This window comes from Streptomyces sp. NPDC056527, from assembly GCF_042794475.1.
Taxonomy (GTDB): domain Bacteria; phylum Actinomycetota; class Actinomycetes; order Streptomycetales; family Streptomycetaceae; genus Streptomyces.
On record NZ_JBHTTQ010000001.1, the window covers coordinates 43,671 to 69,504 of the forward strand.

30 protein-coding genes and 2 pseudogenes are annotated in these 25,834 nt (G+C 70.5%); 15 read left to right on the forward strand and 17 right to left on the reverse strand.

Annotated elements, in window-relative coordinates:
• Positions 1 to 30: 30 nt before the first annotated feature.
• On the forward strand, positions 31 to 441 hold the full coding sequence (locus tag ACFQ7Q_RS00195; protein WP_383547554.1) for a hypothetical protein: 411 nt from the start codon (positions 31 to 33) through the stop codon (positions 439 to 441).
• Positions 442 to 474: 33 nt separating this feature from the next.
• Here the strand turns inward: ACFQ7Q_RS00195 and ACFQ7Q_RS00200 are convergent, their stop codons facing one another.
• Positions 475 to 948: a siderophore-interacting protein gene (locus ACFQ7Q_RS00200; RefSeq protein WP_383547557.1), complete on the reverse strand. Its 474-nt coding sequence runs from the start codon at positions 946 to 948 to the stop codon at positions 475 to 477.
• Positions 882 to 1,313: a siderophore-interacting protein gene (locus ACFQ7Q_RS00205; RefSeq protein WP_383547560.1), complete on the reverse strand. Its 432-nt coding sequence runs from the start codon at positions 1,311 to 1,313 to the stop codon at positions 882 to 884. The genes ACFQ7Q_RS00200 and ACFQ7Q_RS00205 overlap by 67 nt, the downstream gene beginning before the upstream one ends.
• A 223-nt stretch (positions 1,314 to 1,536) precedes the next feature.
• On the opposite strand from ACFQ7Q_RS00205, the gene ACFQ7Q_RS00210 reads away from it, so the two are divergent.
• Both ACFQ7Q_RS00210 and ACFQ7Q_RS00215 read left to right on the forward strand, forming a co-directional pair.
• Positions 1,537 to 1,737, forward strand: a complete 201-nt coding sequence (locus ACFQ7Q_RS00210) for a hypothetical protein (protein WP_147981931.1) — start codon at positions 1,537 to 1,539, stop codon at positions 1,735 to 1,737.
• Between the two features lie 301 nt (positions 1,738 to 2,038).
• Positions 2,039 to 3,217 (forward strand): acyl-CoA dehydrogenase family protein, encoded by a 1,179-nt coding sequence (locus ACFQ7Q_RS00215; protein WP_383547563.1) that lies wholly within the window; start codon positions 2,039 to 2,041, stop codon positions 3,215 to 3,217.
• A gap of 121 nt (positions 3,218 to 3,338) precedes the next feature.
• Here the strand turns inward: ACFQ7Q_RS00215 and ACFQ7Q_RS00220 are convergent, their stop codons facing one another.
• A complete protein-coding gene (locus ACFQ7Q_RS00220) occupies positions 3,339 to 4,190 on the reverse strand; it encodes a LysR family transcriptional regulator (protein WP_383547566.1) in 852 nt (283 codons plus the stop codon).
• A 95-nt stretch (positions 4,191 to 4,285) separates the two neighbouring features.
• Between ACFQ7Q_RS00220 and ACFQ7Q_RS00225 the strand changes: the two genes are divergently transcribed.
• The 5 genes and pseudogenes from ACFQ7Q_RS00225 (at position 4,286) to ACFQ7Q_RS00245 (ending at position 7,598) form a co-directional block, all read left to right on the forward strand.
• Positions 4,286 to 5,017, forward strand: coding sequence for an SDR family oxidoreductase (locus ACFQ7Q_RS00225; RefSeq protein WP_383547569.1), 732 nt, complete (start codon positions 4,286 to 4,288; stop codon positions 5,015 to 5,017).
• A gap of 175 nt (positions 5,018 to 5,192) precedes the next feature.
• A pseudogene (locus tag ACFQ7Q_RS00230) lies at positions 5,193 to 5,449 on the forward strand (SOS response-associated peptidase family protein); the annotation flags it as partial.
• 269 nt (positions 5,450 to 5,718) lie between these two features.
• Positions 5,719 to 6,126 carry a DUF6153 family protein gene (locus ACFQ7Q_RS00235; protein WP_383547572.1) on the forward strand — a complete coding sequence of 136 codons (408 nt, stop codon included), beginning with the start codon at positions 5,719 to 5,721 and terminating at the stop codon, positions 6,124 to 6,126.
• A gap of 122 nt (positions 6,127 to 6,248) precedes the next feature.
• On the forward strand, positions 6,249 to 7,322 hold the full coding sequence (locus tag ACFQ7Q_RS00240; protein ID WP_383547575.1) for a sulfite exporter TauE/SafE family protein: 1,074 nt from the start codon (positions 6,249 to 6,251) through the stop codon (positions 7,320 to 7,322).
• 12 nt (positions 7,323 to 7,334) lie between these two features.
• The gene (locus ACFQ7Q_RS00245; protein WP_383547578.1) at positions 7,335 to 7,598 is read left to right on the forward strand and encodes a cation transporter; all 264 of its coding nucleotides are present in this window, start codon (positions 7,335 to 7,337) and stop codon (positions 7,596 to 7,598) included.
• A 49-nt stretch (positions 7,599 to 7,647) separates the two neighbouring features.
• Here the strand turns inward: ACFQ7Q_RS00245 and ACFQ7Q_RS00250 are convergent.
• Both ACFQ7Q_RS00250 and ACFQ7Q_RS00255 read right to left on the reverse strand, forming a co-directional pair.
• Positions 7,648 to 7,794 (reverse strand): annotated as a pseudogene (locus tag ACFQ7Q_RS00250) (cation transporter); the annotation flags it as partial.
• Positions 7,755 to 8,180, reverse strand: coding sequence for a heavy metal-responsive transcriptional regulator (locus ACFQ7Q_RS00255; RefSeq protein ID WP_383547581.1), 426 nt, complete (start codon positions 8,178 to 8,180; stop codon positions 7,755 to 7,757). The gene ACFQ7Q_RS00255 and the pseudogene ACFQ7Q_RS00250, both read right to left, overlap by 40 nt.
• Positions 8,181 to 8,236: 56 nt before the next feature.
• On the opposite strand from ACFQ7Q_RS00255, the gene merB reads away from it, so the two are divergent.
• The 3 genes from merB (at position 8,237) to ACFQ7Q_RS00270 (ending at position 11,050) form a co-directional block, all read left to right on the forward strand.
• Entirely contained in the window at positions 8,237 to 9,199 is a 963-nt protein-coding gene (gene merB, locus ACFQ7Q_RS00260) for an organomercurial lyase (RefSeq protein ID WP_383547584.1), read from the forward strand.
• Positions 9,200 to 9,280: 81 nt separating this feature from the next.
• The gene (locus ACFQ7Q_RS00265) at positions 9,281 to 9,823 is read left to right on the forward strand and encodes a DinB family protein (protein WP_383547587.1); all 543 of its coding nucleotides are present in this window, start codon (positions 9,281 to 9,283) and stop codon (positions 9,821 to 9,823) included.
• A gap of 627 nt (positions 9,824 to 10,450) precedes the next feature.
• A complete protein-coding gene (locus ACFQ7Q_RS00270; protein WP_383547589.1) occupies positions 10,451 to 11,050 on the forward strand; it encodes a hypothetical protein in 600 nt (199 codons plus the stop codon).
• 90 nt (positions 11,051 to 11,140) lie between these two features.
• Here the strand turns inward: ACFQ7Q_RS00270 and ACFQ7Q_RS00275 are convergent, their stop codons facing one another.
• The 4 genes from ACFQ7Q_RS00275 to ACFQ7Q_RS00290 form a co-directional block, all read right to left on the reverse strand.
• Complete coding sequence (locus ACFQ7Q_RS00275) at positions 11,141 to 11,374, reverse strand: hypothetical protein (protein WP_383547592.1); 234 nt, start codon at positions 11,372 to 11,374, stop codon at positions 11,141 to 11,143.
• 166 nt (positions 11,375 to 11,540) lie between these two features.
• The gene (locus ACFQ7Q_RS00280; RefSeq protein WP_383547595.1) at positions 11,541 to 12,347 is read right to left on the reverse strand and encodes an SDR family NAD(P)-dependent oxidoreductase; all 807 of its coding nucleotides are present in this window, start codon (positions 12,345 to 12,347) and stop codon (positions 11,541 to 11,543) included.
• Between the two features lie 253 nt (positions 12,348 to 12,600).
• The gene (gene kdpB, locus ACFQ7Q_RS00285; RefSeq protein ID WP_383547598.1) at positions 12,601 to 14,763 is read right to left on the reverse strand and encodes a potassium-transporting ATPase subunit KdpB; all 2,163 of its coding nucleotides are present in this window, start codon (positions 14,761 to 14,763) and stop codon (positions 12,601 to 12,603) included.
• 711 nt (positions 14,764 to 15,474) lie between these two features.
• The gene (locus ACFQ7Q_RS00290; protein WP_383547601.1) at positions 15,475 to 15,762 is read right to left on the reverse strand and encodes a hypothetical protein; all 288 of its coding nucleotides are present in this window, start codon (positions 15,760 to 15,762) and stop codon (positions 15,475 to 15,477) included.
• A 54-nt stretch (positions 15,763 to 15,816) separates the two neighbouring features.
• On the opposite strand from ACFQ7Q_RS00290, the gene ACFQ7Q_RS00295 reads away from it, so the two are divergent.
• The 3 genes from ACFQ7Q_RS00295 (at position 15,817) to ACFQ7Q_RS00305 (ending at position 17,432) form a co-directional block, all read left to right on the forward strand.
• On the forward strand, positions 15,817 to 16,548 hold the full coding sequence (locus ACFQ7Q_RS00295) for a MerR family transcriptional regulator (protein WP_383547604.1): 732 nt from the start codon (positions 15,817 to 15,819) through the stop codon (positions 16,546 to 16,548).
• Between the two features lie 322 nt (positions 16,549 to 16,870).
• Positions 16,871 to 17,047 carry a hypothetical protein gene (locus tag ACFQ7Q_RS00300; protein ID WP_383547607.1) on the forward strand — a complete coding sequence of 59 codons (177 nt, stop codon included), beginning with the start codon at positions 16,871 to 16,873 and terminating at the stop codon, positions 17,045 to 17,047.
• Positions 17,048 to 17,096: 49 nt separating this feature from the next.
• Entirely contained in the window at positions 17,097 to 17,432 is a 336-nt protein-coding gene (locus ACFQ7Q_RS00305) for a YnfA family protein (protein ID WP_383547610.1), read from the forward strand.
• Positions 17,433 to 17,478: 46 nt separating this feature from the next.
• Here ACFQ7Q_RS00305 and ACFQ7Q_RS00310 read toward each other — a convergent pair whose 3' ends face one another.
• The 4 genes from ACFQ7Q_RS00310 to ACFQ7Q_RS00325 all read right to left on the reverse strand — a co-directional run bounded on the left by ACFQ7Q_RS00310 (position 17,479) and on the right by ACFQ7Q_RS00325 (position 20,722).
• Entirely contained in the window at positions 17,479 to 18,294 is an 816-nt protein-coding gene (locus tag ACFQ7Q_RS00310) for a TSUP family transporter (protein WP_383547613.1), read from the reverse strand.
• Positions 18,295 to 18,412: 118 nt separating this feature from the next.
• Positions 18,413 to 19,138: a cation transporter gene (locus tag ACFQ7Q_RS00315; protein ID WP_383547616.1), complete on the reverse strand. Its 726-nt coding sequence runs from the start codon at positions 19,136 to 19,138 to the stop codon at positions 18,413 to 18,415.
• Positions 19,138 to 19,473, reverse strand: coding sequence for an ArsR/SmtB family transcription factor (locus tag ACFQ7Q_RS00320; protein ID WP_383547618.1), 336 nt, complete (start codon positions 19,471 to 19,473; stop codon positions 19,138 to 19,140). Before ACFQ7Q_RS00320 ends, ACFQ7Q_RS00315 begins: the two co-directional genes overlap by 1 nt.
• A 256-nt stretch (positions 19,474 to 19,729) precedes the next feature.
• On the reverse strand, positions 19,730 to 20,722 hold the full coding sequence (locus ACFQ7Q_RS00325; RefSeq protein WP_383547621.1) for an alkylmercury lyase family protein: 993 nt from the start codon (positions 20,720 to 20,722) through the stop codon (positions 19,730 to 19,732).
• Positions 20,723 to 20,782: 60 nt separating this feature from the next.
• Here ACFQ7Q_RS00325 and ACFQ7Q_RS00330 point away from each other — a divergent pair, with 60 nt between their 5' ends.
• Positions 20,783 to 21,199, forward strand: coding sequence for a heavy metal-responsive transcriptional regulator (locus ACFQ7Q_RS00330; protein ID WP_383547624.1), 417 nt, complete (start codon positions 20,783 to 20,785; stop codon positions 21,197 to 21,199).
• 90 nt (positions 21,200 to 21,289) lie between these two features.
• Here the strand turns inward: ACFQ7Q_RS00330 and ACFQ7Q_RS00335 are convergent, their stop codons facing one another.
• The 4 genes from ACFQ7Q_RS00335 to ACFQ7Q_RS00350 all read right to left on the reverse strand — a co-directional run bounded on the left by ACFQ7Q_RS00335 (position 21,290) and on the right by ACFQ7Q_RS00350 (position 25,556).
• Complete coding sequence (locus ACFQ7Q_RS00335; RefSeq protein ID WP_383548300.1) at positions 21,290 to 22,435, reverse strand: MFS transporter; 1,146 nt, start codon at positions 22,433 to 22,435, stop codon at positions 21,290 to 21,292.
• 44 nt (positions 22,436 to 22,479) lie between these two features.
• Positions 22,480 to 23,043, reverse strand: coding sequence for a Chromate resistance protein ChrB (locus tag ACFQ7Q_RS00340; RefSeq protein ID WP_383547626.1), 564 nt, complete (start codon positions 23,041 to 23,043; stop codon positions 22,480 to 22,482).
• A gap of 280 nt (positions 23,044 to 23,323) precedes the next feature.
• Complete coding sequence (locus ACFQ7Q_RS00345) at positions 23,324 to 24,244, reverse strand: Ldh family oxidoreductase (protein ID WP_383547629.1); 921 nt, start codon at positions 24,242 to 24,244, stop codon at positions 23,324 to 23,326.
• 772 nt (positions 24,245 to 25,016) lie between these two features.
• Positions 25,017 to 25,556: a 2'-5' RNA ligase family protein gene (locus ACFQ7Q_RS00350; RefSeq protein ID WP_383547632.1), complete on the reverse strand. Its 540-nt coding sequence runs from the start codon at positions 25,554 to 25,556 to the stop codon at positions 25,017 to 25,019.
• Positions 25,557 to 25,834: the final 278 nt, after the last annotated feature.

Sequence of the window (25,834 nt, forward strand, 5' to 3'; positions counted from 1 at the left end):
ACGCCGGGCGCGCGCCCGTAGAGTGGTCCGATGTTCGATCGTCTGGAGATCAGCGTGTTGCCCCCGGGCCCTCGGTTCCCTGTCCAGGTGCGCTTCTGGGTCAATGGCGAGGACGTGGTCGAAGAGGCGGTCGGTCAAGGCGGTCGCGGACCGTACGCGACTGATGCGTTCCCGGCCTGTCGCCCCAGCCCCCTCCGGGCCACCGGCGAGGCGCGCCGACTGGAGCTGGGGGAACCGGACTGCACCGGTGGCTGTTGCGGCTTCCTGGCCGTGGTCGTGCGAAGGCGCGGGGAGATCGTGCAGTGGTCGGACTGGGAGGTTCCGTGGGCGGCGCACACCCCCGCGCCTCACCTCCCGCCGGAGTTCCACTTCGACGCGCGTCGGTACGACGCCGAAGTGGCTCGCGCCGAGGCGGACCGCTGGTGGCGGGTCTACGCGTAGGCCATCACGGCGCGCCGCCGCCCTGGCCGGGCCTCAAGCCCCGGCGCTCCCACCCGCCTCCTCCAGTCGTTCGCGTGCCTCCGCCAGGTCCTCCGGTGTGGGTGCGTCGTCCTGGGTGAGGCGGTGGCGCCAGTAGCCGGTGAAGTCGACGGTGCGACGGTCGTACCCGCGTTCGTCGACCAGGTGACGCCGCAGTGCCCGTACCGTCCCGGCCTCTCCGCCGAGCCACACGTACGGTGCGCCGGACGGGAGCGTGGCCATCCGCACCGCGTCGACGATCGACGCGTCCCCGTGCAGCCAGTGCACGGCGAGTTCGCCGACCGAATCCAGGGGCTGCTCCTCCGCCGCGTCGGGGACCTGGACGAAGGCGAGGGCACGGTGGCCCGGTGGCAGCGCCTCGGCGAGGGTGGCGAGTGCCGGGAGGGAGCACCCGTCGGCGATCAGCAGTGTCCAGTCGGCCGCCCCGAGGGCGATCGGCTTGGCGAAGTACGCGGACGGTCCGAACATGCCCAGCGTGTCGCGGGGCCCTGGAGTCGGCCCTCGTGGACGAAGAAGTCGACGGTCACGGTGGCCGCGGCCGGGTCATGGGCCCGGAGCGTGTAGCTCCGCATCCACGGACGCTCGGCCTCCGGAATCGCTCCGTACGCCGCGTACCAGCGCATCACGTCGCCGTCCGGATCCGGAGCGGGCAGCACAGGCTCGGAGCGGCCGGAGTGCCGGGGGAAGTACAGCTTCACCTGCTGGTCGGGGCCGGTGAGCCGGAGCTCGGAGAGGCCCTCGCCACCGAAGGTGACCCTGATCATGCGCGGGGTGACCGGCCGTACGGCTACGACCCGGATTCGGCGGAGGGGAAAGGGCTGGGACTGCGGCATCGAGGGCTCCGGTGTGTCGTGGCTCGGCCGTCCACCCTCGCCGTTCTCGCCGACACGCCGCCGACACGCCGCCGACACGGAACCGACACGGTGGACCGGTCCCGGTCCGGCATCCGGGCCGGACCGGAACCGACACCGTGACCCGGTCCCGGCCCGGCCCGGATGCGGGACGGGGAGCCGGACACGAGAATGGCCAGTGCCGGAAGAACTAGTAGGAGGCGGCATGAACGCTGAGTCCGACAAGACATCTCCGGGGGAGAGCCCGACGCCCGACCGCCTCTTGCATGCCGGGTCGGAGGGCGAATACACGGCGGAGGACCTGGTCCTCGCCTCAGGTCGTGACGTGAATCCGAAGAGCCTCGCGTGGGCGGAGCGCCGTATGGCGGAGAAGGGACGCGCCTCCCTGGACGAACTCCTGCCCTGAACCCCGAGGGCCGGATCCCGCGGGTTCCCGAACCTCGGACCCCGGATCCCGACCCCGCGCCACCACCGCCTCGGTCCGGCCCCCGCCGGGCCGGGGTGGTCCGCGCGCGTGGACGGGGCCCGCCTCGTTGCGGGGCGGTCATGGCGCGGGGACCGGGTGCCGTCATGGGGCTCTGTGGGCCGGGCCTGCCATGGGTCTCCGTGGACCGGGCCTGTCACGAGGCTTCCCCATTTGTGGAACACGTTCTACCGTGGCCGCCGTCGCGCGCACGGTACGAAGGACGCTGCCACGGGAGGCCCCCATGCACCTCGAGTACACGCCCGCCCAGCACCGCCTGCGCGCGGAACTGCGCGCGTACTTCGCCGAACTCGTACCCGAGGACGTCCACGCCCGGTACGCCGATCCCGCCGCCCAGAAGCGCTTCTACCGCGAGACCGTGCGCAGGCTCGGCAGCGACGGCTGGCTCGGGGTGGGGTGGCCCACCGAGTACGGCGGGCGCGGACTGAGCCCGATGGAACAGTTCATCTTCTTCGACGAGGCCGCCCAGGCCGGCGTCCCGCTGCCGCTGATGGCCCTGAACACCGTCGGTCCCACGATCATGCAGTTCGGCACCGAGGAACAGAAGGCGAACTTCCTGTCGAAGATCCTCTCCGGGGAGATCGACTTCGCCATCGGCTACAGCGAACCCGACGCCGGCACGGACCTCGCGGCCCTCAAGACCCGCGCGGTCAGGGAGGGCGACGAGTACGTCGTGAACGGACAGAAGATCTGGACGACCAACGGCGACACGGCCGACTGGGTCTGGCTCGCCGTCCGCACGGACCCGGACGCCCCGGCCCACAAGGGCATCACGATGCTGCTGGTCCCGACGAGCGACCCCGGCTACTCCTGCACGCTCATCAACACCCTCGCCTCGCACGACACCACCGCGAGCTACTACGAGAACGTCCGCGTCCCCGTCTCCCACCGTGTCGGCGAGGAGAACAAGGGCTGGCGACTGATCACCAACCAGCTGAACCACGAGCGCGTCACCCTGGCCGCCCACGGCACGATGGCGATCCGAGCCCTGCACGACGTCCAGCGCTGGGCCTCCGACACCAAGCTCGCCGACGGCCGCCGCGTGATCGACCTCGGCTGGGTGCGCCGCGGCCTCGCCCGTACGCACACCAGGCTCGACGCGATGAAACTCCTCAACTGGCAGATGGTGAACGCCGTCCAGCAGGGCACCCTCACCCCCCAGGACGCCTCCGCGGTCAAGGTCTACGGCTCCGAGGCCCGCCGCGACGCCTACGCCTGGCTGATGGAGATCGTCGGCGCGGCGGGCGCCCTCAAGGAAGGCTCCGCCGGTACGGTCCTCCACGGCGAACTCGAACGCGGCTACCGCTCCGCCGTCATCTTCACCTTCGGGGGCGGGAACAACGAGATCCAGCGCGAGATCATCTCCTGGATCGGCCTGGGAATGCCCCGCGTCCGCCGCTGAAGCCGTGTGACCACAGGTCTTGGTTGTCACATGCAGAGGCTACTTTTCACCATGATCCATCATTCGGTGGATCTCTCCGAGCCGGGCCGCGATGGATGGAACCCGGCCAGGCATGTCGGAACTACTGGAGACGTGTCGCAGTGCGGACAAGGTCGGCGACGGCTCTGGACCGACTGTGCGGTGGCCAGGCGATCACGGTGGTGACTTCCGGCGCGTCCAGCACGGGCACGGCGGCGAGGTCACCGGGCAGTTGGGCTCGGCACGACTCCGGTGAGACCGCGCAAGCCCGGCCGAGCGCGACGAGCTGCAACAACTGCGCGTGGTCACGGACCCGCGGGCCGGGGCCGGGCGGGTAGGCGCCGTCCGGGCCGGGCCAACGTGGCAGAGGAAGGCCCGGCAGCCCGGTGATGTCGGCCATGTGCACTTGGGTCCGGACAGTGAGCGGATGCCCGGCCGGCAGGACCACAACCTGGCCCTCCGTGCTGAGCTCTTCGGTGTCGAACCCGGCCGTCGAGTCGAACGGACGGTGGAGTAGCGCCACGTCGGCCCGGCCCTCGCGCAGAAGTCGTTCCTGCTCCGCCGGGCCGCACAGGATGACGTCGACGGCGACCGCGCCGGGTTCGGCGGCGTACGCGTCGAGCAGCTTCGCCAGCAGTTCGCGGGACGCGCTGGCTTTCGTCACCAGGACCAGGCCGGGACGGCCGGTCGCGGAAAGGGCTGCGCGGCGCGTCCGGCGCTCAGCAGCGTCGACCGCGCCGAGGGCCGCCCGGCCCTCGGCCAGCAGCACCGAACCGGCCTCGGTCAGTGCAACGGTGCGGCTGGTCCGATCCAGTAGCACTGCCCCGAGCCGGCGTTCGAGCTGCTGGATCGCCCGGGACAAGGGTGGCTGCGCGATCCCGAGCCGCTGCGCGGCGCGCCCGAAGTGCAACTCCTCAGCGACCGCGACGAAGTAGCGCAGTTCCCGGGTCTCCATCCGGCCACGCTACCCCGGATCGATACCCGGACGGTATCGTCGCCCACCCGATCGGTCTTGGACCCCGGCCGGAGTCCGAGGACAGCATGGTCCCCATGAGTGAACGAACGATTGCGCTGGTCACCGGCGCGAACAAGGGAATCGGCTACGAGATCGCCGCGGGCCTGGGCGCCCTCGGCTGGAGCGTCGGAGTCGGCGCCCGCGACGATCAGCGCCGTAAGGTCGCGGTGGAGATACTGCGCGCGGCCGGCGTCGACGCGTTCGGCGTACCACTGGACGTGACCGACGACGCGAGCGTCACCGCCGCCGCACGGCTGATCGAGGAACAGGCCGGGCGCCTCGACGTGCTCGTCAACAACGCCGGCATCGCCGGCGGCATGCCGCAGGAACCCACCCGGATCGATCCCGCCACGATCCGGACGGTCGTGGAGACCAACGTGATCGGCGTCATCCGCGTCACCAACGCGATGATGCCGTTGTTGCGCCGATCTGTTGCACCGCGGATCGTGAACATGTCCAGCAGCGTCGGCTCCCTCAGCCGGCAGTCAGGAACCGCTGCCGAGCAGACGGCGGGTCAGGTGGCCGTGGCGTACTCGCCGTCCAAGACGTTCCTGAACGCAGTCACCCTCCAGTACGCCCGGGAGCTGAGCGGCACGAACATCCTGATCAACGCGGGCTGCCCGGGCTACGTCGCGACCGACCTCAACGGCTTCCGCGGCGTGCGCACCCCCGAACAGGGCGCGGCGATCGCCATCAAACTCGCGACCCTGCCGGACGACGGCCCGACCGGCCAGTTCTTCGAGGACGCCGGCGTAGTGCCCTGGTGATGTGCACAGCGCGGTCATCACCCGCCGGGCGAGGCGGCTTCGCCCGCGCGTCTCCAACCGTGCCCTTGCAACGGCCCCCCGGTTGCGGGTCGGTGAGGCTGGCACCGGCGCCGACCCGGGTCCCGGCGGGTGTGGTCGCCGGGACCCGGGCTCCTTCTGCTACCGGGGCGCCTGCGACGACGACCCCGACGCCTGGCTGATGACATGCACGATCATCACCACCGAGGCCACCGACGCAGCCGGCCCCCGCGTCGACCCCCATACCGCTCGCCCTCAGTCAGTCTCGACCACTACGACGCCTGGCTCGACCCCCACCACCAGAACACGGAAGACCTCCGCACCCTGCTCGCCCAGCCAGCGGCCGGCCGGCTCAACGCCAGGCCCGTCTCCACGGCCGTGAACAACGTTCGCGACAACGGCCCGCATCTTCTCCACGAAGTCACCTGGCACTCTCGCGGCCGCGCACATGGTCGCAGGAAGCCCGGGCGCCGCCCGCGCGGAAGGGCAGCAGCCGAGCCGCCCCGGCAGTGAACCCATCTGCCGATGTCTCTGAGGGGTACGCGGCGCGGGTCAGGCGCCCACCGGCTCCGCCTCCGCCCCCTCATCGGTGTCGGCCGCCCCATCTGCGAAGCCGCCCGCCGGATCGCCGACCTGCTGGGCCGCTGAACGCCCGGAGTCCGGTCAGCCCTAGCATGGCGGGCGTGATGAGACGCCTGCCGATGACGCTCCGGACGTGGTCCGGCGCGCTGTTGGTGTGCGCCCTGCTGTTCTGCACCGGCGGGCTGCTCCGCTCGGCGATGGCGATGCCTGCAGCGATGCCGAGCATGACCATGGCGGCGGCCATGGAAACCCTTGGATCGGCGGCCGATGATCCGGCCGAGGCGGCGAAGGGCGACTCGGGCGCCGCCGGTATGCACTGCCCGATGGCCGACTCCCAGTGCACAGCTCCCCAAGCGGTCCTCGTACCGAACGTGCAGCCGCTGACGGACCCGCTCGCCTCACCCATGGCAGCAACCTGCTCCAGCACGGCGGCCAAGCCCTGGCCCCACGCTCCGCCGAGCCCGCCTCCCCCTCCTGATCTGCACGAACTGTGCGTGTCGCGGACCTGATACCGCGCTGCCCGTGAAGTGCCTGGCACCTCACGGGCGCCGCTGTGTCCTCGTCCGCCTCGGCACGCCCATGACTTCATCGGGCCCGCGTGCCGTCGTCGCAGAATCAGGAGCCTCGACGCATGCCGTCGTCCTTCGCTTTGTTCCTCACCGGTGCCGGCACCGGTCTCCTCGCCGGTGGTGCCTCGTGTGCCGCCGTGCAGGGCGGCCTGCTCGCGGGTGCCGTAGCCCGTCGTACGCCCGCATCACCCCCGCCTTCCGTGGGCGGACCCATGCCGACGCCCACAGTCGGCAACCTCGCCCCGGTCGGGGCGTTCCTCGCCGGAAAACTGCTCTCTCACACGGTCTTCGGTGCCCTGCTCGGCGCCTTCGGCAAGTCGCTCCAGCCCAGCCCACGTACCCAAGCGGTGCTTCTGATCGTCGCCGGGGCGTTCATGGTGCTGTTCGCGCTCGACCTGTTCGGGATCAAGGCTGTCGGCCGACTGGTGCCCCGCCCGCCGGCCTCTTTCAGCCGCCTCGTGCGGCGCAGCGCCAAGACCACGTCCGCGCTCACTCCGGCGCTCGTGGGCTTCGCCACCGTCCTCGTCCCGTGCGGCGTGACCCTGTCGGTGGAACTGATCGCGATCACCTCCGGTTCACCGCTGGCCGGGGCTGCGGTGATGGCGGGTTTCGTCCTCGGCACCGCCCCGTTGTTCACGATCCTCGGCTACGTCTTCCGCCGTGCCGGCGGCTCCGTCTCGGCGCATCTGCGCAGCCTGACCGGCGTCGTCGTACTGGCTGTGGCCGTTTGGACGATCGCCTCCGCCGTGCAAGCCGGGGGCTGGGCCTCCTTCGATATGGACCGCCGCCCCGAAGTCGCCGCGAGTCCGCAGCCCGTCGCACCGAGGGGCCTGGACGCGCCGCAGGACTCTCCGGTGCGCGTGGATGCCTCGGGAAAGCAGATCATCACCCTCACCGTGACGGACTTCTACGAGACCACGGCCTTCTCCGCCAAGGCCGGTGTCTCCACCACTCTGGTGCTCCGCGGCAAGGACGCAGGCGGCTGCGCCCGCGCCTTCACCATCCCCGCCCTCGGCGTGCAGGAGATCGTCCAGCAGAACGGCGACACCCCCATCGACCTCGGCACCCCCAAGACGGGGAAGCTGCGCTTCTCCTGCGCCATGGGCATGCAGACCGGCACCATCGACTTCGCGTAAGGCGGCCCCATCGTGAACCTGTTCAGTCGAAAGACCAAGCAGTCACCCGAGACCGGTGTGGAGCTGGTGCTCCTCATCGAGGGCATGCACTGCTCCAGCTGCGGGATGCTCATCGACGACGAGCTGGAGGAGCTGGCCGGCGTCCGATCCTCGCGGACAGATGTACGCAAGGGGCGGACCGTCGTCCGCTTCGAGGAGGGTGCCGAGGTGGACGCCGCCGTGCTCGTTGCGGCGGTCAAGGGTGCGGGCGACTACACCGCCCGGCTCGCTGACTGAAGTTGCCCGGTGGGGGCAGGCCGGGGCTTTCGGCCAGGCCCCACCACCCCTAGCTGCAGCAGTCGCCCGAGTTACATGCATCCGCCTCGGAGGAAGACACGGTGGCGGCGGGTACGGCGCGGCAACCCTTGCCCTGCCAGGCGTCACGGCCTTCCTTCAGGGCGACACCGGCGATGACGAGAGCCGCGATGGGGTCAGGATGGTGCAGATGTCGCCGTCCGCGCAGGTGTCCGGGTCGGTCGCAGCGGCCCGGCGGGCCAGCTCGCGCAGGGCGGTGCGGGCCTCGCGCAGCTCGGTCATGCGGCGTTCGATGTCGGTCAGGTGCTGCTCGATGAGTGCGCCGACCTGGGCGCACGGAGCCTGGCCGCTGTCGCGCAGCGCGAGGACCGAGCGGATCTCAGCGAGGGTAAGGCCGGCGGCCTGGGCGTCGCGGACGAAGGAGAGCCGGGTAGCTGCCTGCTCCGGATAGTCCCGGTAGCCGCCTGAGGTGCGAGGGGGCTCGGGCAGCAGGCCCGCTTCCTCGTAGAACCGGATCGTTTTGGTCGACAGCCCCACCTGGACAGCGAGCTCTCCGATGCGCATACCGCCAGCGTACGGCTTGACCTTCCAGTGCACTGGAAGGTCTAAGGTCACCCCCGTTGAGCGCCACGAGGATCACCGTACTGACCGTGCCGGACTGCCCCAGCGCGCCCCTCGCAGTAGAGCGGATCACCTCCGCGTTGGACGGCGGCGAGGCGACGGTGGAGCTGGTCGAGGTACGAAACGAGGCGGAGGCGGCCCGTCGGGGCATGACCGGCTCGCCGACCGTCCTCATCGACGACGTCGACGTCTTCGCTGTGCCCGGGGCGCCGACCAGTGTCTCCTGCCGCCTGTACCGGGACGAGGAGGGCCGGGCCGCTGGTGCGCCTAGCGTCGAGGCGTTGCGGAAGGCGCTCGCCCGCGCGCAGGAGTGCTGCGACGACGATCTCCTTGATCCGATCGGGCGGGCGGGACGTGGCCGCCGGGCCCCCGCCGAGCGGGGACTGCGTGTCGTCCTCCAGGCGGTGCTGCGGCATTTCGCCGCGACCGGCTCCGCGCCGAGCGCGTCCGATCTCGAGGCGGTTGCCGCCGAGGCCGGTCGCATCGCCCACGACGTCCTCGCCGAGCTGGACGCCGAGGACTTCCTCGCCCTCGACCCCGCAGGCAGGGTGCGCGCCGCGTACCCCTTCTCTTCGGAGGAGACGTCTCACCGGGTTCGGCTCGGCGACGGGGTTGAGGTGTGGTCGATGTGCGCGATCGACGCCCTCGGAATCGCGGCGATGCTCGGACAGGATGTCCTCGTCACCTCCTGCGATCCGGTCAGCGGCCACCCAGTCACCGTCTCCTTCACCAGCGGCGTGGCACAGTGGGAGCCTGAGGGCGCGGTCGTCTTCGTCGGCCGCCGACCGGGACAAGGCCCGGCGGCCGAGCTGTGCTGCCACGCCCTGAACTTCTTCGCCGACCGCTCCACTGCCGGGACGTGGGCGCGCCGTCACGCAGAAGTCCCGGGCCGCATCACCAGCCAGGCCGAGGCGGTCGCCATCGGAACAAGGACGTTCGGACCGCTGCTCGCCGAAGACTGAACGAGGCGCAGGGTTCGGTCGCCCACTCGGACGGGAATCATCCAGGCCCGGGAAACCCCGGATCCGGACGGGAGCGGCGTGATGAAGGGCGAGCGCCCAGCGCTGGACCGGCAGGCCGTCCTCGACGACTGCGAGAGGGTCCGCCGGACCTTCCACATGCTCCTGGACGGCGCGGCGCCCGCCGACCTCTCCCGCCCGACCAGCGGAACCCGTTGGACCAATGCGGAACTGCTGTGGCACATGTTCTTCGGCTACGTGATCACCCGCGTCCTGCTGGGGCTTGCACGCGGCTTCAGCCGGTTGCCCCGCGGCGCGAGCAAGGGCTTCGCCCGGATGCTGAACGTGGGGACGCGGCCGTTCGATGCCATCAACTACCTCGGGCCGTGCGGGGCGGTGAGAGTCTTCGGCCTCTGCAGGACGGGCGTCGCGTTTGATTGGATCACACGGTCCTTGGAGCGGCGACTCGCGGCCGAGTCCGAGCGTGACCTGGTACGGGGCATGCACTTTCCGGTCCGGTGGGACCCGTTCTTCAAGGACTTCATGACCCTCGCGGACCTCTACCGGTACCCCGCCCAGCACTTCGACTTCCACCGTCGCCAGCTCAGCCTCCGCGACAGCAGCTGACGTCGGTCAGTCGAAGTGGGGCGGCGGTCGACGAGCTTCGCGACTCAGACCGACTCTTCATCAACACGTTGCCCAGCACGGACAGGGCCTCGGGGCCGGCTTCCTCATCCAGAAGAGCGCGGAGCAGGGCGGGGATACCGGCAGGGCACCCGGGAATCTGCGACCAGTCGGTCTCCGCACAGCCCAGCAGCGCGGGGTGGTCACCCGCAGCGTGCTCCAGCCGCGGATACTCGCGGAAGAACCGAGCGACGGCAGCCTCTTTGGCCGCCGCATCCATCACGCACATCTCTCCGCTCCTGCCCCAGCCCCATGACATCGCCCCGAACGGTATGCAGGACGGAACTCCTCCCGGGGCGGCCGTCGAACGCAAGCGGCAAGGCCAGTAGCCGGCACCTCCCACTCTGGAGGTGGGACGTACCCGGCCGGGCGTCGAGTTCAGGGGCAGCCCCTAGGCCGCGAAGTGGGCTTTTCCCGGCCCTCGCGACGCCGGCCTCCTTGCCCTGCGCTGTGATCATCTCGGGGCAGGGCGAGAAGCGGTCCGGTCTGACCGGAGCCGAACTCCGTGATATCCAAGTACAGCTGATAGATGATCACTAGATGGGGGAACGAGTGATGATGCTTCGAACGATGCGCGGTGCGGCTGCCGGGATCACGCTGGTACTGGCACTGGCGGGCTGCTCGGAAGGCAGTACCAGTGGTGACAGTGAGGGCACCGGTGACAGTCGCGCCGCTGTTGCGCCGTTCAACCCGTCTCAGCTGGCCCAGGCCGTCCCGAGCGAACTCGCCGCCCCGAAGGGCTGGAAGGGAGCTTCGCCCGTCGTCAGGGACGGGAGCGAAGTGCAGAAGCTCTGCGAGCAGGCGGCCCGATTCAGCTGCGCCGGGCTCACCTCGCACGGGAGCAGCCGGTACACCACGAGCGGGGCGTTCGTGGACTTCGAGCTCCTCGCCTACGACTCCGTCGACAACGCCAAAGTGGGCATGAAGTCGATGGTCGCCGACATCCACGACGGGAAGCCCGATGCCAAGCCTCTGACCGTCGACGCGGGAGCCGACGAGACCGACGCCTACGCGGACGGGGACCGCCCGGGCGTGGTGCTGCGCGTCGGCACCGTCGTGGCTTTCGTCTTCGGCGAGACCCTGCCCAAGGACAACGACCTGCAGTCGTTCGCCAAGTTCCAGGTCCAGCGCATCAATACCTCTGCCACGGGCAAGAACCCCGACGCGTAGGACGTGCGCTAGACCCTGGTCGTCAGGAACAAGATCAGCACGCATTCCTGACACCCTGCCGACAAGATCACTGAGCACAAGACCCGCGACTCAGCTCACTGAAGCGATCAGTAAGGAGGCACGGCCCGTGGCACCCACCGCCGTTCGCGCCGCCGCCACGAATGCTGCGATCGCCGGGTGGGTGCCGCCGCCCGCGGCGCGGTCGGTCCACCACGTGCCGTGACCGGTGGCCAGTACATGCTCGGCGAGGGCGGTGGTGCCACGTCCGCCGGTGGGGAAGGCACGGGCGGGGGCCGGTGGCTGGAGCGCGGGATGAGGAATCACGGGAACCTCCAGGGGACGGGAGAGGGGGGCGGCCCGTGTCGGACCGCCCCCGTGCGGGGTCAGCGCTGGCCGGCCTTGCGGCCGTGGTTCGCCTTCTACTTGCGGGTGCTCTCTTCTTGCGTGCGCGCTTGGACATCGGTGGGTTCGGATCCCTTCGGGGACTGAGTCAGACGGTGTGGCCGACGAGGACGTCGGCGAGCTTGTTGAGGCGCTTGACCGTGCGCTCCTCGGTGGCGGCGGGCGCCGGTTCGACGCGGTGGTCCCGGTCGTAGTAGGCGCCGTTGACGATCTCGACGGCCGGGTCGCAGAGGCGTACGACATGGGCCGCGCCCTCGGCCGGGGAGACGCCCTCGTGGGCGTAGAGCGGCATCAGGCTGGTGGTACAGATGCCGGGGTGCACGGAGACGGCGGTCACGCGCGGGTCGGCGGCGAAGACGGTCAGGGCGAGCTGCGACTGGGCGTAGGCGGCGAGCCGGGAGTAACGCCGGGTCCGGTTGGGGTCGTTCCACTGGATGGAACCGGTCCGGTGCAGCGAGGAGGACACGTTCACCACCCGTCCGCCCGAGCCGCCGGTCAGGGAGGGCTCCAGCAGATGCGTCAGCAGGTAGTGGGCGAGGAAGTTGACCTGGAAGGCGATCTCGTTGCCGTCGACCGTCACGGTGTGTCGTTCCGGGGCCGCCATGCCTGCGTTGTTGACGAGCACGTCGAGGCGCGGGTGCTCGGTCAGGACACGGGCGGCGAGCTGCTCGACCTCCTCCAGCCGGGAGAAGTCGGCCCCGTGGGCGCAGAGCCGGTCGGCGGGCACGTCGGACAGGGTGACGAGCCGGTCGACAGCGGCGTGCGCTTCCTCAGTGGTGCGGCCGTGCAGCAGAACTGTGGCGCCGCGCTCGGCGAGCGACCGCGCGGTCTGGTGGCCGATGCCGGACGTCGCTCCGGTGACGAGAACGGTATGTCCGGACAGGGAAGAAGACATGGTTCGTCCAGGGATAGGTGAGGTGGTACGTGAAAGGGGCGCCGGACCGGTACGGTCACGGCGCCCCGACGACTCCGGAGTGCACGTCAGCGAGAGGCGGACGGCTCCGGACAGCGGGGCTTGCGACACGGCATCGCCTGATGAGGCGGCCGGTCGAGCAGGAGCCACGCGCTGTTCATGTCGTCCATCGAACCCCGCCCCGCATCCGCGGACAAGCTCGGAGGGCTTTCTCTGACGCCGCCCTGACGGATGTTCACCCCAGGCCGGGGACGGTGGAGATGACCAGGTCGATCAGTTTGATTCCGACGAACGGCAGCACGAGGCCCCCGAGCCCGTACACCGCCAGGTTGCGACGCAATAGGTCGTGCGCCGACGCAGGCGTGTAGCGCACGCCGCGCAGCGCCAGGGGGATCAGGGCCACGATGATCAGGGCGTTGAAGATGATCGCCGAGGTGATGGCCGAGGTCGGGCTGTGCAGGCCCATGATGTTCAGGGCTTCCAGGCCCGGGTAGGCGCCCGCGAACATCGCGGGGATGATGGCGAAGTACTTCGCGACGTCGTTCGTGATCGAAAAGGTCGTCAATGCTCCTCGTGTGATGAGGAGTTGCTTGCCGATCTCGATGATCTCGATGAGTTTGGTCGGGTTGGAGTCCAGGTCCACCATGTTGCCGGCCTCTTTCGCGGCCGAGGTCCCCGTGTTCATCGCGACGCCCACGTCGGCCTGGGCGAGGGCGGGCGCGTCATTGGTGCCGTCGCCGGTCATCGCGACCAGCTTCCCTCCTTCCTGCTCCCTGGTGATGAGAGCGAGCTTGTCCTCGGGGGTGTCCTCGGCGAGGAAGTCGTCGACACCCGCCTCCTGGGCGATCGCCCGCGCGGTCAACGGATTGTCGCCGGTAACCATGACCGTACGGATGCCCATGCGGCGCAGCTCGGCGAACCGTTCCCGGATCCCCTCCTTCACCACGTCCTTGAGATGGACGATGCCGAGGACTTGGGGGCCGTCCGCGTCGTGGACGGCGACGAGCAGCGGCGTACCGCCCGCGTCGGCGATCGCATCGGACCAGGTATGGGCCTCGGCCGGCACCGTACCCCCGTACATCTCCACCCAGGAGACGACCTGGGCCGTGGCGCCCTTGCGGATGTGGCAGGCACCGCCGTCCCAGCGCAGATCGATGCCGCTCATCCGGGTCTGGGCGCTGAACTCCACGAAACGGGGGTTCGCCAAGTCGTCCTCGCCGGGCGCATGCAGCCCGAACTGGCGCTGGGCGAGGGCCACGACGGACCGGCCCTCGGGGGTCTCGTCGGCGAGTGAGGACAGCTGGGCGGCGTCGGCGAGGAGCGCTGCCTCCACACCCGGGAGCGGGATGAAGGCGGCGGCCGCGCGGTCGCCGACCGTGATGGTGCCGGTCTTGTCGAGGAGCAGGGTGTTGACGTCACCGGCTGCTTCGACGGCGCGGCCGGACATGGCGAGCACGTTGTGCTGCACCAGCCGGTCCATGCCGGCGATGCCGATCGCCGAGAGCAGGGCCCCGATCGTCGTGGGGATGAGGGTGACGAGCAGCGCGACGAGAACGGTCGTCGAGGGGGCGGCACCGGCGTACCCGGCCATCGGCTTGAGGGCGACGACGACCAGGACGAAGACGACGGTCAGCGCGGCGAGCAGGATGTTGAGCGCGATCTCGTTCGGGGTCTTCTGGCGTTGCGCGCCCTCGATCAGGGCGATCATCCGGTCCATGAAGGAGTGACCGGGACGCGAGGTGGCCCGTACGACGATCCGGTCGGACAGGACCGTCGTTCCGCCCGTGACTCCGGAGCGGTCGCCGCCCGCCTCACGGATCACCGGAGCGGACTCGCCGGTCACCGCGGACTCGTCGACGGAGGCGATCCCGTCGACGACGTCACCGTCCGCCGGGATCAGCTCGCCGGCTTCGACCAGTACGAAGTCGAGCTGTTTGAGGTCCGTCGCCGCGACGGCCTCCGTCGCGGCCCGGTCGACATCCGTTCCGTACCGCCAGTCGCGCAGCCGCAGCGCGACCGTGTCCGTACGCGCCCTGCGCAGCGACTCGGCCTGCGCCCGGCCGCGACCCTCGGCGACGGCCTCCGCGAGGTTCGCGAAGATCACCGTCAGCCACAGCCAGACACTGATGGTCCACGTGAACACGGACGGGTCGAGCAGGGCGGAGAGCGTGGTGAGCAACGAGCCTACGGCCACCACGAACAGCACCGGTTTCCGGACCAGGGTGCGGGGGTGCAGCTTGCGCAGCGCGTCCGGGAAGGACTTCACCATCTGCACCGGGTCGAGCAGGCCGCCCTGCACGGACCGTCTGCGGCGGGACCGGGGTCGGGGATCCGGCCGGCGGGGCGGAGCGGGCGGTGAGGCAGGCGAGGGCGCCTGTCGAGGCGCGGCGGAATGCATCGCGGGAGACCTTCTGGGAAGCCCGGCCGTCCGCACGGCGGAGGCGGGGGGAACGGCAGGCGGGCTGTCGATCCACGGGCGCGCGAGTGGGCGGGCGGGACGGGAACTCCCGCCCACTCGGCGCGGCTGTGGACGGACAGCACGGTCGCGGTGCGAGGGCGCGGACGCCGGATGGGAGGGCGGTCCGCGCCCCCGCGGTCCGGGACGTTCAGGCCACTGACGTCTCCGGGCCGGTGAGCGACCGAGGGCGAATCTAGACGCTCTGCGGCCGGATGGTGACAGGGAGGACACGGCTTTGACGAGCCTCTGACGAGGCGGCACATCGGGTCGTCAGAGGCTCGTCAAAGTGCATTGATGAAGCGTCAGGGCAGCGTCAACGAAGCCCGTCGGCGGGGCGGAGCATGGCCAGAATGATCGCCTCACGGGGGATCGGACGTCCGTTCGACGGTATGAGGTGTGAGGGATGCGCGGCTGCCAAGGGCAGCGTGCGTAAGGTCCGTGACCGACGGCCCGGACCGACACCTCGCTTCGCTCGGTGACGGCCGTCCGACGGGAGGGACGTTCCGGCCCGCGGCACCAAGGGGGTGGCCGCGGGCCGGACGAGTCCGGGGCGTTCGCTCCCGGGCTCCGTAGCTCGTCTTCCTCTCCGGCCTCGTGGACCGCACGTACGGGACGGGTCAAGGCACGGCGAAGTCCTCCCGACCGCGCGAGTCAGTGCCGACCGCCGTCGTCTGGTGCCTTCAGAAGCCGGTCCAGCTCGCTTGCGGCCTCGTCGTACCCGGCGTCGGTGATCCGCTGCAGCTCCCGCGGGTCGCCGGCGGCGGCCGCTCGCCGGGTGAGCAGGAACCCCGCGCGCTGGGAACCCTCGTCCAGCAGCTCGCTCAGTTCGTCCAGGTCTCCCGCTTCGTCCGCGAGATCGGCCAGCCGGTCCAGAGCGGTCTCGTTGCCCGCGTCGGCCAGCTCACGCAGGGTCTCTCGGTCGATGTTCATGTTCTCCATGACGCCATCGTGCGACCCTGCCCCAGGGGCAGGGTCAAGTGGGACGATGGCGGAGTGATCACCATCGGGCAGCTGGCCAGGTACGTCGGCGTGTCGGTCAAGACCGTCCGCGTGTACCACGAGAAGGGTCTGCTGACCGAGCCCGACCGCGACGCTTCCGGCTACCGGCGGTACAGCGCGAGCGACGTCATCGACCTGATCAAGATCCGGACGCTGGCTGAGGCGGGCGTACCGCTGGCCCGCATCCGCGGGCTGAGATCGGCGAACTCGGAGGAGTTCGAGCAGGCGCTCCACGAGATCGACGACGAGCTCACCGCCCGTATCCGCGACCTGCAGGCAACGCAGCACCGCCTGCGCGGGCTCGCCACCGGGCAGGCGCTATCGGTGCCCGACGAGGTCGCCGCCCATCTGGAACGCTTGGCCGGGTGGGGATTCAGCCCGCGCTGGGTGGACCTGCAGCGCGACCTGTGGATCCTGGTCATCGCCACCCACCCGGACCAGGCGAGCGCACTCTTCCACGACCAGGCCGAGAGCCTCGCCGACCCGCGGCTACGTGAACTCTTCCTCGACTACGACCACGCGCACGACCTGGACCCTCAAGATCCCCGCATCGACGACCTCGCCCACCGCATCGTCGCGGCGACCCATGACCGCTACGGCGCCGAGGACCCGCCGCATGTGGACGCGGACTCCGACATCCCCGCCCTCATCCAGGGGACCGTCAACGCATCGTCCCCGGCATGGCGGCGACTCGACGCGCTCATTCGGCAGCAACTGGACATGTGATCTCTCGGTGCGCTCCGTCAGGTCAGGGCCCTGAGTACTCGAGCGGCTTGACCCTCCGCGCAGGAGGAGCGGACAGGGTCGGACTTGACCTTCGACCCGGGTCGAAGGTTTCCTCTCACCGGCACGGTCGGGCGGCAGTGGGTTGCCCGAGGGCGTGGTGCTCGCGCCCAACCGACAGGCCGACGAGGCAGAGACAGAGGTGGAGCGTGGCGCACGGCGCCGGTGGCCTGCTCCCTGACGGGTGAGGGTCTCGCCGAGCGGACCGCCCAGTGGCGCGCGGTAGTCGACGGGGCGGTGCGGGTCGCGTTGCCCGAGGGGGTGCGTGACGTTGCCTGTCGAGCGGACCGCCCGGGTGGCGGAGCTGGCCGCCGCCGAGCAGCAGTGCTGCCCGTTCTTCGACTTCCGTCTCCACCTCGACGGCTCGCGCCTGCACCTCGAAGTTCGCGCCCCGGTCGACGGTTCCAGCCTTCTCATCGACCTGTTCGGCCCGAGCACCTGACCACGTATCACCTTCCCGCCCGCTTCCTTCGCTTCGGAGAGCTTCCGCCGTGCTCGTTGCCCGCTCCCTTGCCCTCTTCGCCGTCGCCGCCCTGTTCGAGATCGGAGGGGCCTGGCTGGTCTGGCAGGGCGTACGCGAGCACAAGGGCTGGATCTGGATCGGCGCCGGCGTCATCGCCCTGGGTCTGTACGGGGTGGTGGCCACCTTCCAGAGCGACGACAACTTCGGCAGGGTCCTGGCGGCGTACGGCGGGATCTTCGTCGCAGGTTCGATCGCGTGGGGCATGGTCGCCGACGGCTATCGCCCCGACCGCTTCGACGTCATCGGCGCGCTGGTCTGCCTCGCCGGAATGGCGGTCATCATGTATGCCCCGCGCGGCAACTGAGCCGGCCACACGCCTCGGATCAGAGCCTGGTCGGGTCTGCGTACCGTCACTCGTGACGGGCGAGCTTGACGGCGGACACGAGCAGGATCGCCGCCAGGGCGGGGATGAGTACCAGATCGGGGAATACACCGAGGAGCAGCCCGCCCAGCACCGCGCCGACGATCGAGCCCGAGGCCATGATCATGGTGAAGCGCAGGTTGGCGCCGAGGACGGCGAAGCTGCCGTCGCGGCTGTAGCGGGCGAAGGCCACGAGCATGGTCGGCAGGGAGACCAGCAGAGAGAGGCTGCCTGCGGTCTTGATGTCCTCTCCGAACAGCAGCACGATCGTCGGGATCAGCAGCTCGCCTCCGGCCACACCCATGATCGCGGCGACCACGCCGATGCCGAAGCCGGCCACGACCCCGGCGGGCACCTGCGCCCACAGCGGCAGCGCCAGCGTTCCCATGGTGGTGGTGTGTGTGACCACCAGGGCGGCCGCCATGAGCACCATCAGGGCTGCCAGCACCTTGTAGAGGGTGGCACTGCGCATGCGTACCGCCCAAGCCGCTCCGGCCCACGCCCCGAGCAGACTCCCGGCCAGCAGATTGACCGCCACCGGCCAGCGGGCGGCGACCTCGGCGGCCGGGACCGCTGCCAGGCGGGCGGGCAGCGCGACCAGGACCACGACCAGGCTCATGGCCTTGTTCAGGATGACCGCCGAGAGCGCGGCGAACCCGAAAAGGCTGATCAGCAGCGGCAGGCGGAACTCCGCGCCGCCCAGGCCGATCATCCCGCCCAGGACACCGATGGCCGCTCCGGTGGCGAACACCATGGGTGCCGGGCGCGTCGAACGCAGGGGGACGAGGGCTTGGTCGATGGTCATGACCGCATACTTGCCGCCGCCGACCTCCGCTCGCTACGGCACGCCTCCAGCTTCGGGCAAAGGCACCGAGGGTCCGCGCAGGAGCCGTTCGGACCTCCAAGCATCGGCTGGGAGGAGTTCATGAACAGCAGGAGCAGCCCGGCTTGCAGCCGCATGCGTCCGTCTCGATCGCGGCTGTGCCGACGGCGGCCGGGGTGTGGGCATGGGCGGTGGGTGCGCAGCAGCCCTTGCCCTGCCAGGCGTCGCGGCCTTCCTTGACCGCGATGGCGGCGATGACCAGAGCGGCGATGGGGTCGGCCCAGGACCAGCCGAGCGTGGCGTTGAGGACCAGGCCCACCAGCAGGACGGCGGACAGGTAGGTGCAGAGCAGGGTCTGCTTGGAGTCGGCGACCGCGGAGGCGGAGCCGAGTTCGCGGCCCGCGCGGCGCTGGGCGGCTGAGAGGAACGGCATGATCGCCAGGGAGAGGGCGGCGATGACGATACCGGGGACGGAGGGGTCGGCCTCGCCGGTGCCGGCCAGAGCCCGCAGGGCGTCGAAGGCGACGTAGGTGGCGAGGGCGAAGAAGGAGACTGCGATGATCCGCAGGGTGGTCTTCTCCCGGGCTTCGCGGACGGCGTGGTCGCGGGCGGAGAACTGCCAGGCGACCGCGGCGGCTGAGGAGACCTCGATGATCGAGTCGAGGCCGAAGCCGATCAGCGCGGTGGAGGAGGCGATCGTGCCGGCGGTGATCGCGACGACGGCCTCGACGACGTTGTAGGTGATGGTCGCGGCGACCAGCAGTCGTATGCGCTTGGCGAGGGCGTCGCGGCGGGCCGGGGACGGCCCGAGGGATATTGCGGCCATCAGCAGCAGCCCTCCGTCGCGGAGTCCGGGCAGGTCTTGTCCGACTCGACCGCGACGACAGCGGCGAGCAGGTGGTCCAGGGCGTGGCCGAGGCGTTCGTCGGCCAGCTCGTAGCGGGTACGGCGCCCGTCCGGGACGGTCACCACGAGTCCGCAGTCGCGGAGGCAAGCCAGGTGGTTCGACAGGCGGGTCCGGGAGACGCCGAGCGCATCGGCGAGGTCGGCCGGGTACGCCGGCTTCTCGCGCAGCGCGAGAAGGATCCGGCAGCGGATCGGGTCGGCGAGCGCGCGGCCGAAGCGGGCCAGCACGTCGATGTCGGAGGCAACGGTCAGCACACGTTGACAGTACAGAGATTCCTGAATTCAGGGAACAGTGGATTCTCAATGATTTGGGGCAGCTTGCCGGGCGTGCCCATGGAGTTCGATATCGCTGGGCTCCCTGCTCCGCTGCAGCGTGGGTGTTGTCGCGTTCAAGCAGGCGAACCTGAAAGCGCTGGGCCCCGGCTGGCGGCGGCCTGCCGCCGCTATGCGACCACCGCGCGGCCGGGGTGGACGAGGACGGCGACGGTCAGGAGCAAGGCACCTGGCCTGGTCAGGGCGCCAGCAGTGGGCCGAAGGTTTGGCGTGCGATGTCCTCGGCGGCTGCCTGGTCGATCACGCGGCCGGGGAGGCCGGGGTGGTCCGCTGCCCAGGCGTGGGCGGAGGCGGCGGACGTGAAGAAGTTCAGCGCGTCGCAGCATGCCGTAGCCGCCGGCCCGCCGCCAGGGCGCTGTCCGACGAACACCACCGCCTCCTGCGGGTCCCAGACCGTCGCCCCGTGCTGTGTGGTGACGGTGACCGGCTTGCCGGTGACCGGGTCCGTGGAGGAGATCACCACGTCCACGTCCAGCATCGCGGGGATGCCGAGCGCGTCGATCGCGCACATCGACCACACCTCGGTCCCGCCGTCGATCCTTACCCGGTGACGGGTCGGGGTGGCGGAGAACGGGTAGGCCGCACGGATCTCCCCGGCCTCGTCCAGGGTCACGAAGTCCTCGGCGGCCAGCTCCGCGAGCACCTGTCCAGCGGTACGGCCCGCCTGTGCGGCGATCGGCTCCATCACTTCCGGCGCGGGGGCCGCACCTGTGTCGGCGAAGTGACGCAGTACCTTCTGATGCAACACCCGCAGACCGCCCTTGGCCGGTGCGCGGCGGCCGCGCCCTGCCCGCCCGACCACATCAAGGGCATTCGGCGCGCAGCAGTCCCCTGCTGCGGTGGCCTCCTCCAGGCCCGCGCCGGTCAGTGCCTCGCGCAGCGCGGCCACGTTCGGTGCCCCGGTCACTGTGCCGTCCGCGTCGCGGTACAGGCGGCACGACAAGCTCGGCACTGCGCCGGACGACGCGAACGGGTCCACGCCGTCCAGCAGGATCGTCGGCGAGCCGTTCATCCCGAGCTCGGCGGCCTGCACCTGGTCGTGGACCTCGACCAGCTCCACCTGCGCCGCCCGGCAGGCCAGTGCGGTGGTGACCCGCTCCATCGCCAGCGGGGCGTTCGGGCACTCCGGCACCGTGAGCACCGTGATCCGCATGCCGTCCTCCCAGCTCATCGTCCTGCCCCGAACGCTAGACCTTCCGGTGCACTGGAAGGTCAAGGCATACCTGGAGGCATGCGTATCGGAGACCTCGCGGCGGCGGCCGGGCTGACCGCGAAGACCATCCGCTTCTACGAGCAGGCCGGTCTGGTGCCGGCCCCGCCTCGCACTCCCGGCGGCTACCGCGACCTTCCGGAGCAGACCGCCGCGCGGCTCGCCTTCATCCGCGACGCGCAGGGCGCGGGCCTCACTCTCGCGGAGATCCGCTCCATCCTCGCCCTGCGCGACGGTGGCCAGGCCCCCTGTGCGCACGTCACCGAGTTGATCGACCAGCGTCTCCTCGACATCGAGCCCCGCCTGGCGGAGCTGACCAAGACCCGCGAAGCCTTGCGCGGCCTCGCCCAGCGCGCCGCCGTCACCGATCCGGACACCTGCACCGGGGACGACATCTGCACCACCCTCGCCGCACCCGGTGCCCGGCCTGCGGTCTAGCAGACCCGTTGGGACGGGTCGCGGGATGGGTCGCTAGCAGCCTCATCAGAGGATGAAACTTCTCGACGGTCACCCTGCGGGTACTCGGGACTATGTCGGCTCTTGTGCCGTGCGGGGGCGGAGCGCCAGAGCGAGCAATGGGCCTGCTGCCAGGAGGACGGCGAGGACCGCATAGCCGGAGGCAAGGGTCGAGACGGTGGCGATGCCGGCGACCAGCAGGGGGCCGCCGGCGTCACCGAGTTCGCGGCCCAGCTCGGCCGATCCCATGGTCTGGCCCATACGCTCCTCCGGGGTGGAGGCGGCCAGGGCGGCGAAGCCGAGCGGGGTGATCAGCCCGGTGCCGGTGCCGATGAGGGCGGCGGCCAGCAGGACCCCGGCAAGACCGGGCAGCATGGCGGCCGCGAGACCGGCGGCCGTGATGAGGAGTCCGGTGAGCAATCCGGTGCGCGTGGTCAGACGCCCGGCGTCGAGGGCTCGGCCGGTCCTGGGCTGGACGACGGCGGCTGTGGCGGCCAGGACCGAAACGGCAGCGCCGGTGGCCACGGTGCCGAGCCCGGCCGCGGCCCCGGAGACGGGCAGGAAGCCCACGCCCACGGAGAGTGCGGCGGTGGCAGCGGCAAGCGCGGCGGTCGGTGCGAGGAAGGATCGGTCGGCCAGGCGGCGGGCAAGGTCAGCCACGGTCTGCCGCTTTCGGGGCAGCGGAGGCACGACGGGCACTGCGAGCGCGGCCCACACTGCAACGGCCGCGGCGCACACGGCCATCACCGTGAACAGCAGGCGCAGGCCGCCTGCCCACACCAGGACGCCTCCGAGGAGGGGGCCCAGGGTGTAGCCGATGGACTTGTAGAAGCCGTAACTGCCGAACGCACGGCCGCGCTTGGCGGCCGGGTTGAGACGGGCGACCAAGGCGGAGGCCGAAGGGGAGAAGGCGGAGGCGGCGGCGCCCTGGCCGAGGCGGGCGGCCCACAGCCAGCCGGGGCTGTCGGCGATCGCGTACAGCGCCGAGGCTCCGGCGAAGGCGATCAGACCGCCCAGGAGGACCGGCTTGCCCCCGATACGGTCGGCCAGCGAGCCGAAGACGGGTTTGAGAACGACCTCGGCGCCGTCGTACAGGGCGAGCAATCCGCCCAGGACGAGGAGGGAAGTGACGGCGTCCTCGGAGAAGCCGCCGAGGTTGGCGGCGATGCCGTGGGCGCCGAAGGCCGTGGTGAACCCGGCGGCGTACAGAGGCCACATGGCCTGTCTCGGGGCGGCCGGGGCTATGGGCTGAGTGGTCACGATCAGTCCTCGTCGGTGGAGTGCAGTGCGCTGAAGACACGCTCGGAGTAGTCGTCGCAGACGGCGGCGCACCGCTTGAGCCGTTCGCCGGCCTCGGCTGCCTCGGGGGCGCCGAAGACGTCACGAGCGGTCAGATCGCGGTGCCAGCGCCGCAGCCGCTCCAGGCTCTGCTCCTCTTCCTCCAGTTCGGCGAGGGTGAACTTGGCGATCCGGATCTCCTTGGCGATCTCCTCCTCGAATTTGCCGCAGTCCGCGAGGAACTCCGCCCAGTCCGCCGAGCGGGCCGCGGTGAACATCTCCCGGAAGAGGGCCGCGTCCGTATCGGAGCGGCCGTACGCCTGAAGCGTCATGCCTTGGCCGCCGCCGATGTCGGTGAGTTCGAGGGCGCGCTGTACTCCGTCGGCGAAGACGGGCACCTCCGGCACCGCCCAGACACCTTGGCCCAACGAGAGGGCCCCGATCTTGCGCAGCTCCCGCCACACCGCCACACGGTGCCGGGAAGGGTCTGCAGGCAGCTTGATCACCAGGATCAGCCACCGGGTCGCCGCCTGCTCAGTGTTCGTCACGCCCGAGAATGTAGCAGGCGTTACATCATCGGCTGGCGCCGCGCGGAGGCCTCGCCTGTCACTCCTGGTGCGGGAGGGTGCCGCGGTCGTCTACCGGTGCGCCAGGAAGACTTCGTCGATTGGTTGCGACGCGACGAATGATGGTTGGCATCTCCGCAGGTCAGAGACAGAGCCCAGTGCCAACCAGCGCTCCTGGTCACAGCCGCGCCGCGCGCAGTCCTCACCCCTCCGGAGAGCTGCGCGCGGCTTCCCTGTGCCCTGGGCTTTCGCCGCCGGCTCGTTAGCCGGCGGTGGCAGGCAGGGCGACGCCCCGGTCCGCCGCTGCCTCGGTCAGTTGCTTCCAGACCTTGGGGGCGACGGGGATTCCGCGGACTGTGCGGTCGGCGGCGGTCGCGGCGCTGCGTTCACCGGGGTAGAAGGCAGCGTCGGAACCGTCTGCCGGGGGCAGGGTCTTGAGGGTGGACAGGGTGGCGTCCACCGACTGGATGAAGGTCTCCGTGCCGCCGAAGGCCGCCGGGTCGAGGGCGATGAGCAGAGCGTTCTGGCGGTGCTTGCGGCCCTGGGGGGCGTCCGAGTGGAACGCGGAGAAGATCGGCGCGCCGACGAGGACGCTGGTCAGGAGCTCGAAGGCGAGTGACATGCCCGAGCCCTTGGCTCCGCCCAGAGGTAGGGGCATGACTGCCTTGTCCGGGTCGGTGGTGGGCGTGCCGTCTTCGGTGGCGGCCGCGCCCTCGGGCAGGGGGGTTCCGGCCGCCTTGGCCTGGCGGATCTTGCCGAGGGCGATGGTGGCGGTGGCCATGTCGAGGAGCAGCGGGGCGTGGTCGGCGGCGGGGACCGCGATGGCGAGGGGGCTGGTGGCGACGACGGCGCCCTTGACACCGGTGTAGCCCATGTTGGGCATCCCGGCGACGAAGCCGATGCCGATGAGGCCCTGTTCGGCGATCTTGGACACGTAGTAGCCGATGGCGCCGGTGTGGACGGTCCGGTGGACGCCGACAGCGGCGATGCCGGTCGCACGGGCGCGGTGCACCGCCTCCTCGGCGGCGGCGGTGAGAGCGACCGGGCCGGGGGCGCGGTCGGCGTCGAGGACGGCGGCGGCCGGGGTGGAGGACTCGATCGTGATCTCGGGCTTGGTGGGGACAGGACGACGTTGTTCGCCTCGACAAACGGAACACACCCCCTCGCCGCGGCTAGCGTCCATGCTTCGTCGTCCGTCCCGAAGACCGCCATGCACCCATCCGTCATACCTTCCCACGATGCCGGGGGTGCCCGACTGCGGCACCTGGTTCCTGCCCTCGCCCGCCCGCACATCGAGCTGCTTGCCGCGCCGCGAGACATCGATACCCCTGCTGATCGGCTCGGCGCACGCCGGCGGCGGTCGCCGTCAAGACCGGACCGAACGACGAGGCTGTGGAGGCACTCCGCGACGCGGCCACCGAATGCGGGATCGTGCTCTTCGGCGTCGACGACGAGGCGCGCTGGGAACAGGTCGAGGCGATCACCCCGGCGGTCCTCGACACCCCCTGGTCCCCGCCGACCCGGACGCCCACCGCCAGGACGACCTGGCATCCCTCGTGCAGACGCTCACGACGCCGACCGGCGGGATCGTCAGCGTCGAGGACGGCGGCAACCGCGTCCTCGCCCACTCCCGATCCCACCGGCGGTTCGACCAGGTGGACTCAGTGCGGCGCCGGTGGCTTTGTGGGCTCCGCAGCCCACCGGTGTCGACGTCGCACGCCAGGCGCTGCTCGCTGCTCGCTGCCCGCGATCAGGCGAAGCGGCAGAGCGCGCCGCCCGGGAGGCTCAGCCCCGTACGGCCGAGCATCGGCGGCGGCCTGCATGCCGTAGTCGACCCGGGTCTATCCCCGCGGGAGCGGGAAGCTGCCAGATCCAGGCCCGTCAATTTGAGCAGGCGCCCCCTTGCTGGTCCGCTGCCTCATGGGGCAGCGGGCCAGCCAAGCCTCTGACCAGCTTTATTCTCCGAGTGCGAACGACGCCCGTTCTTGCCACTTCACGCCGTCGTGCACGATGAGATCGACCGACGCGACGTGAGACGTGAATGGGAGCCTGCAGGCGAGGTCGGTCTCGATCCCCTCCAGGACGGCGTCTTCCTGACCTTGAGCGATGGTCAGGTGCGGCACGATCTCGGCGTATCGACCGCCGTACGGCGGAGCCTCGGGCCAACGGTCAGCGATCGCCTCCGTGAGCTTCCGCAACTGCGTGTCAGGCTCGGGGACGAGATACAGCACTTCCGGGAGCCGTCCGCACCTCTCGAACCGCAGATCAAAGGCCTGGTGGCCGCCCAGCACGTCCGCGAGAGCGGAGTAGACGAGCGCATCTATTCGGCTCTCATCGAGAAACGGGAAGAGCACGGTGACGTGGGCTGGAACCCCAGTCTGGGCTGAGAGGTCGAGCCGTTCACGCCACCCGCGGACAGACGGCTCCGCCTCCGGGATCCGGACGATGAGCCCCGTCTGGCCCGCCTGAAACGTACTGGTGCTGTCATCTGCCATGACACCGCATGGTGTCACCTCTGTCCCAGACGGCACGGCTCCTTTTCCGCCGAACGATCACGACCGATCTCCGAAGCCGGCCGACGAGCGGGACGAGCAAGGTGCTGCCGCTATTTCCCGTGAACATCTCGAGTGCCGGTGATCACTGAACGCCGCCGGAATCCACGAACAAACGCTGTCGGTTGACGGGTTCTGGCTCAGCTTCCGTGCAGTGGCCGGTGAGTGAGGGCTGAGCGTCTCCGGACGGTGTACGAAGTCGCCCGAAAACGGACGGTGGT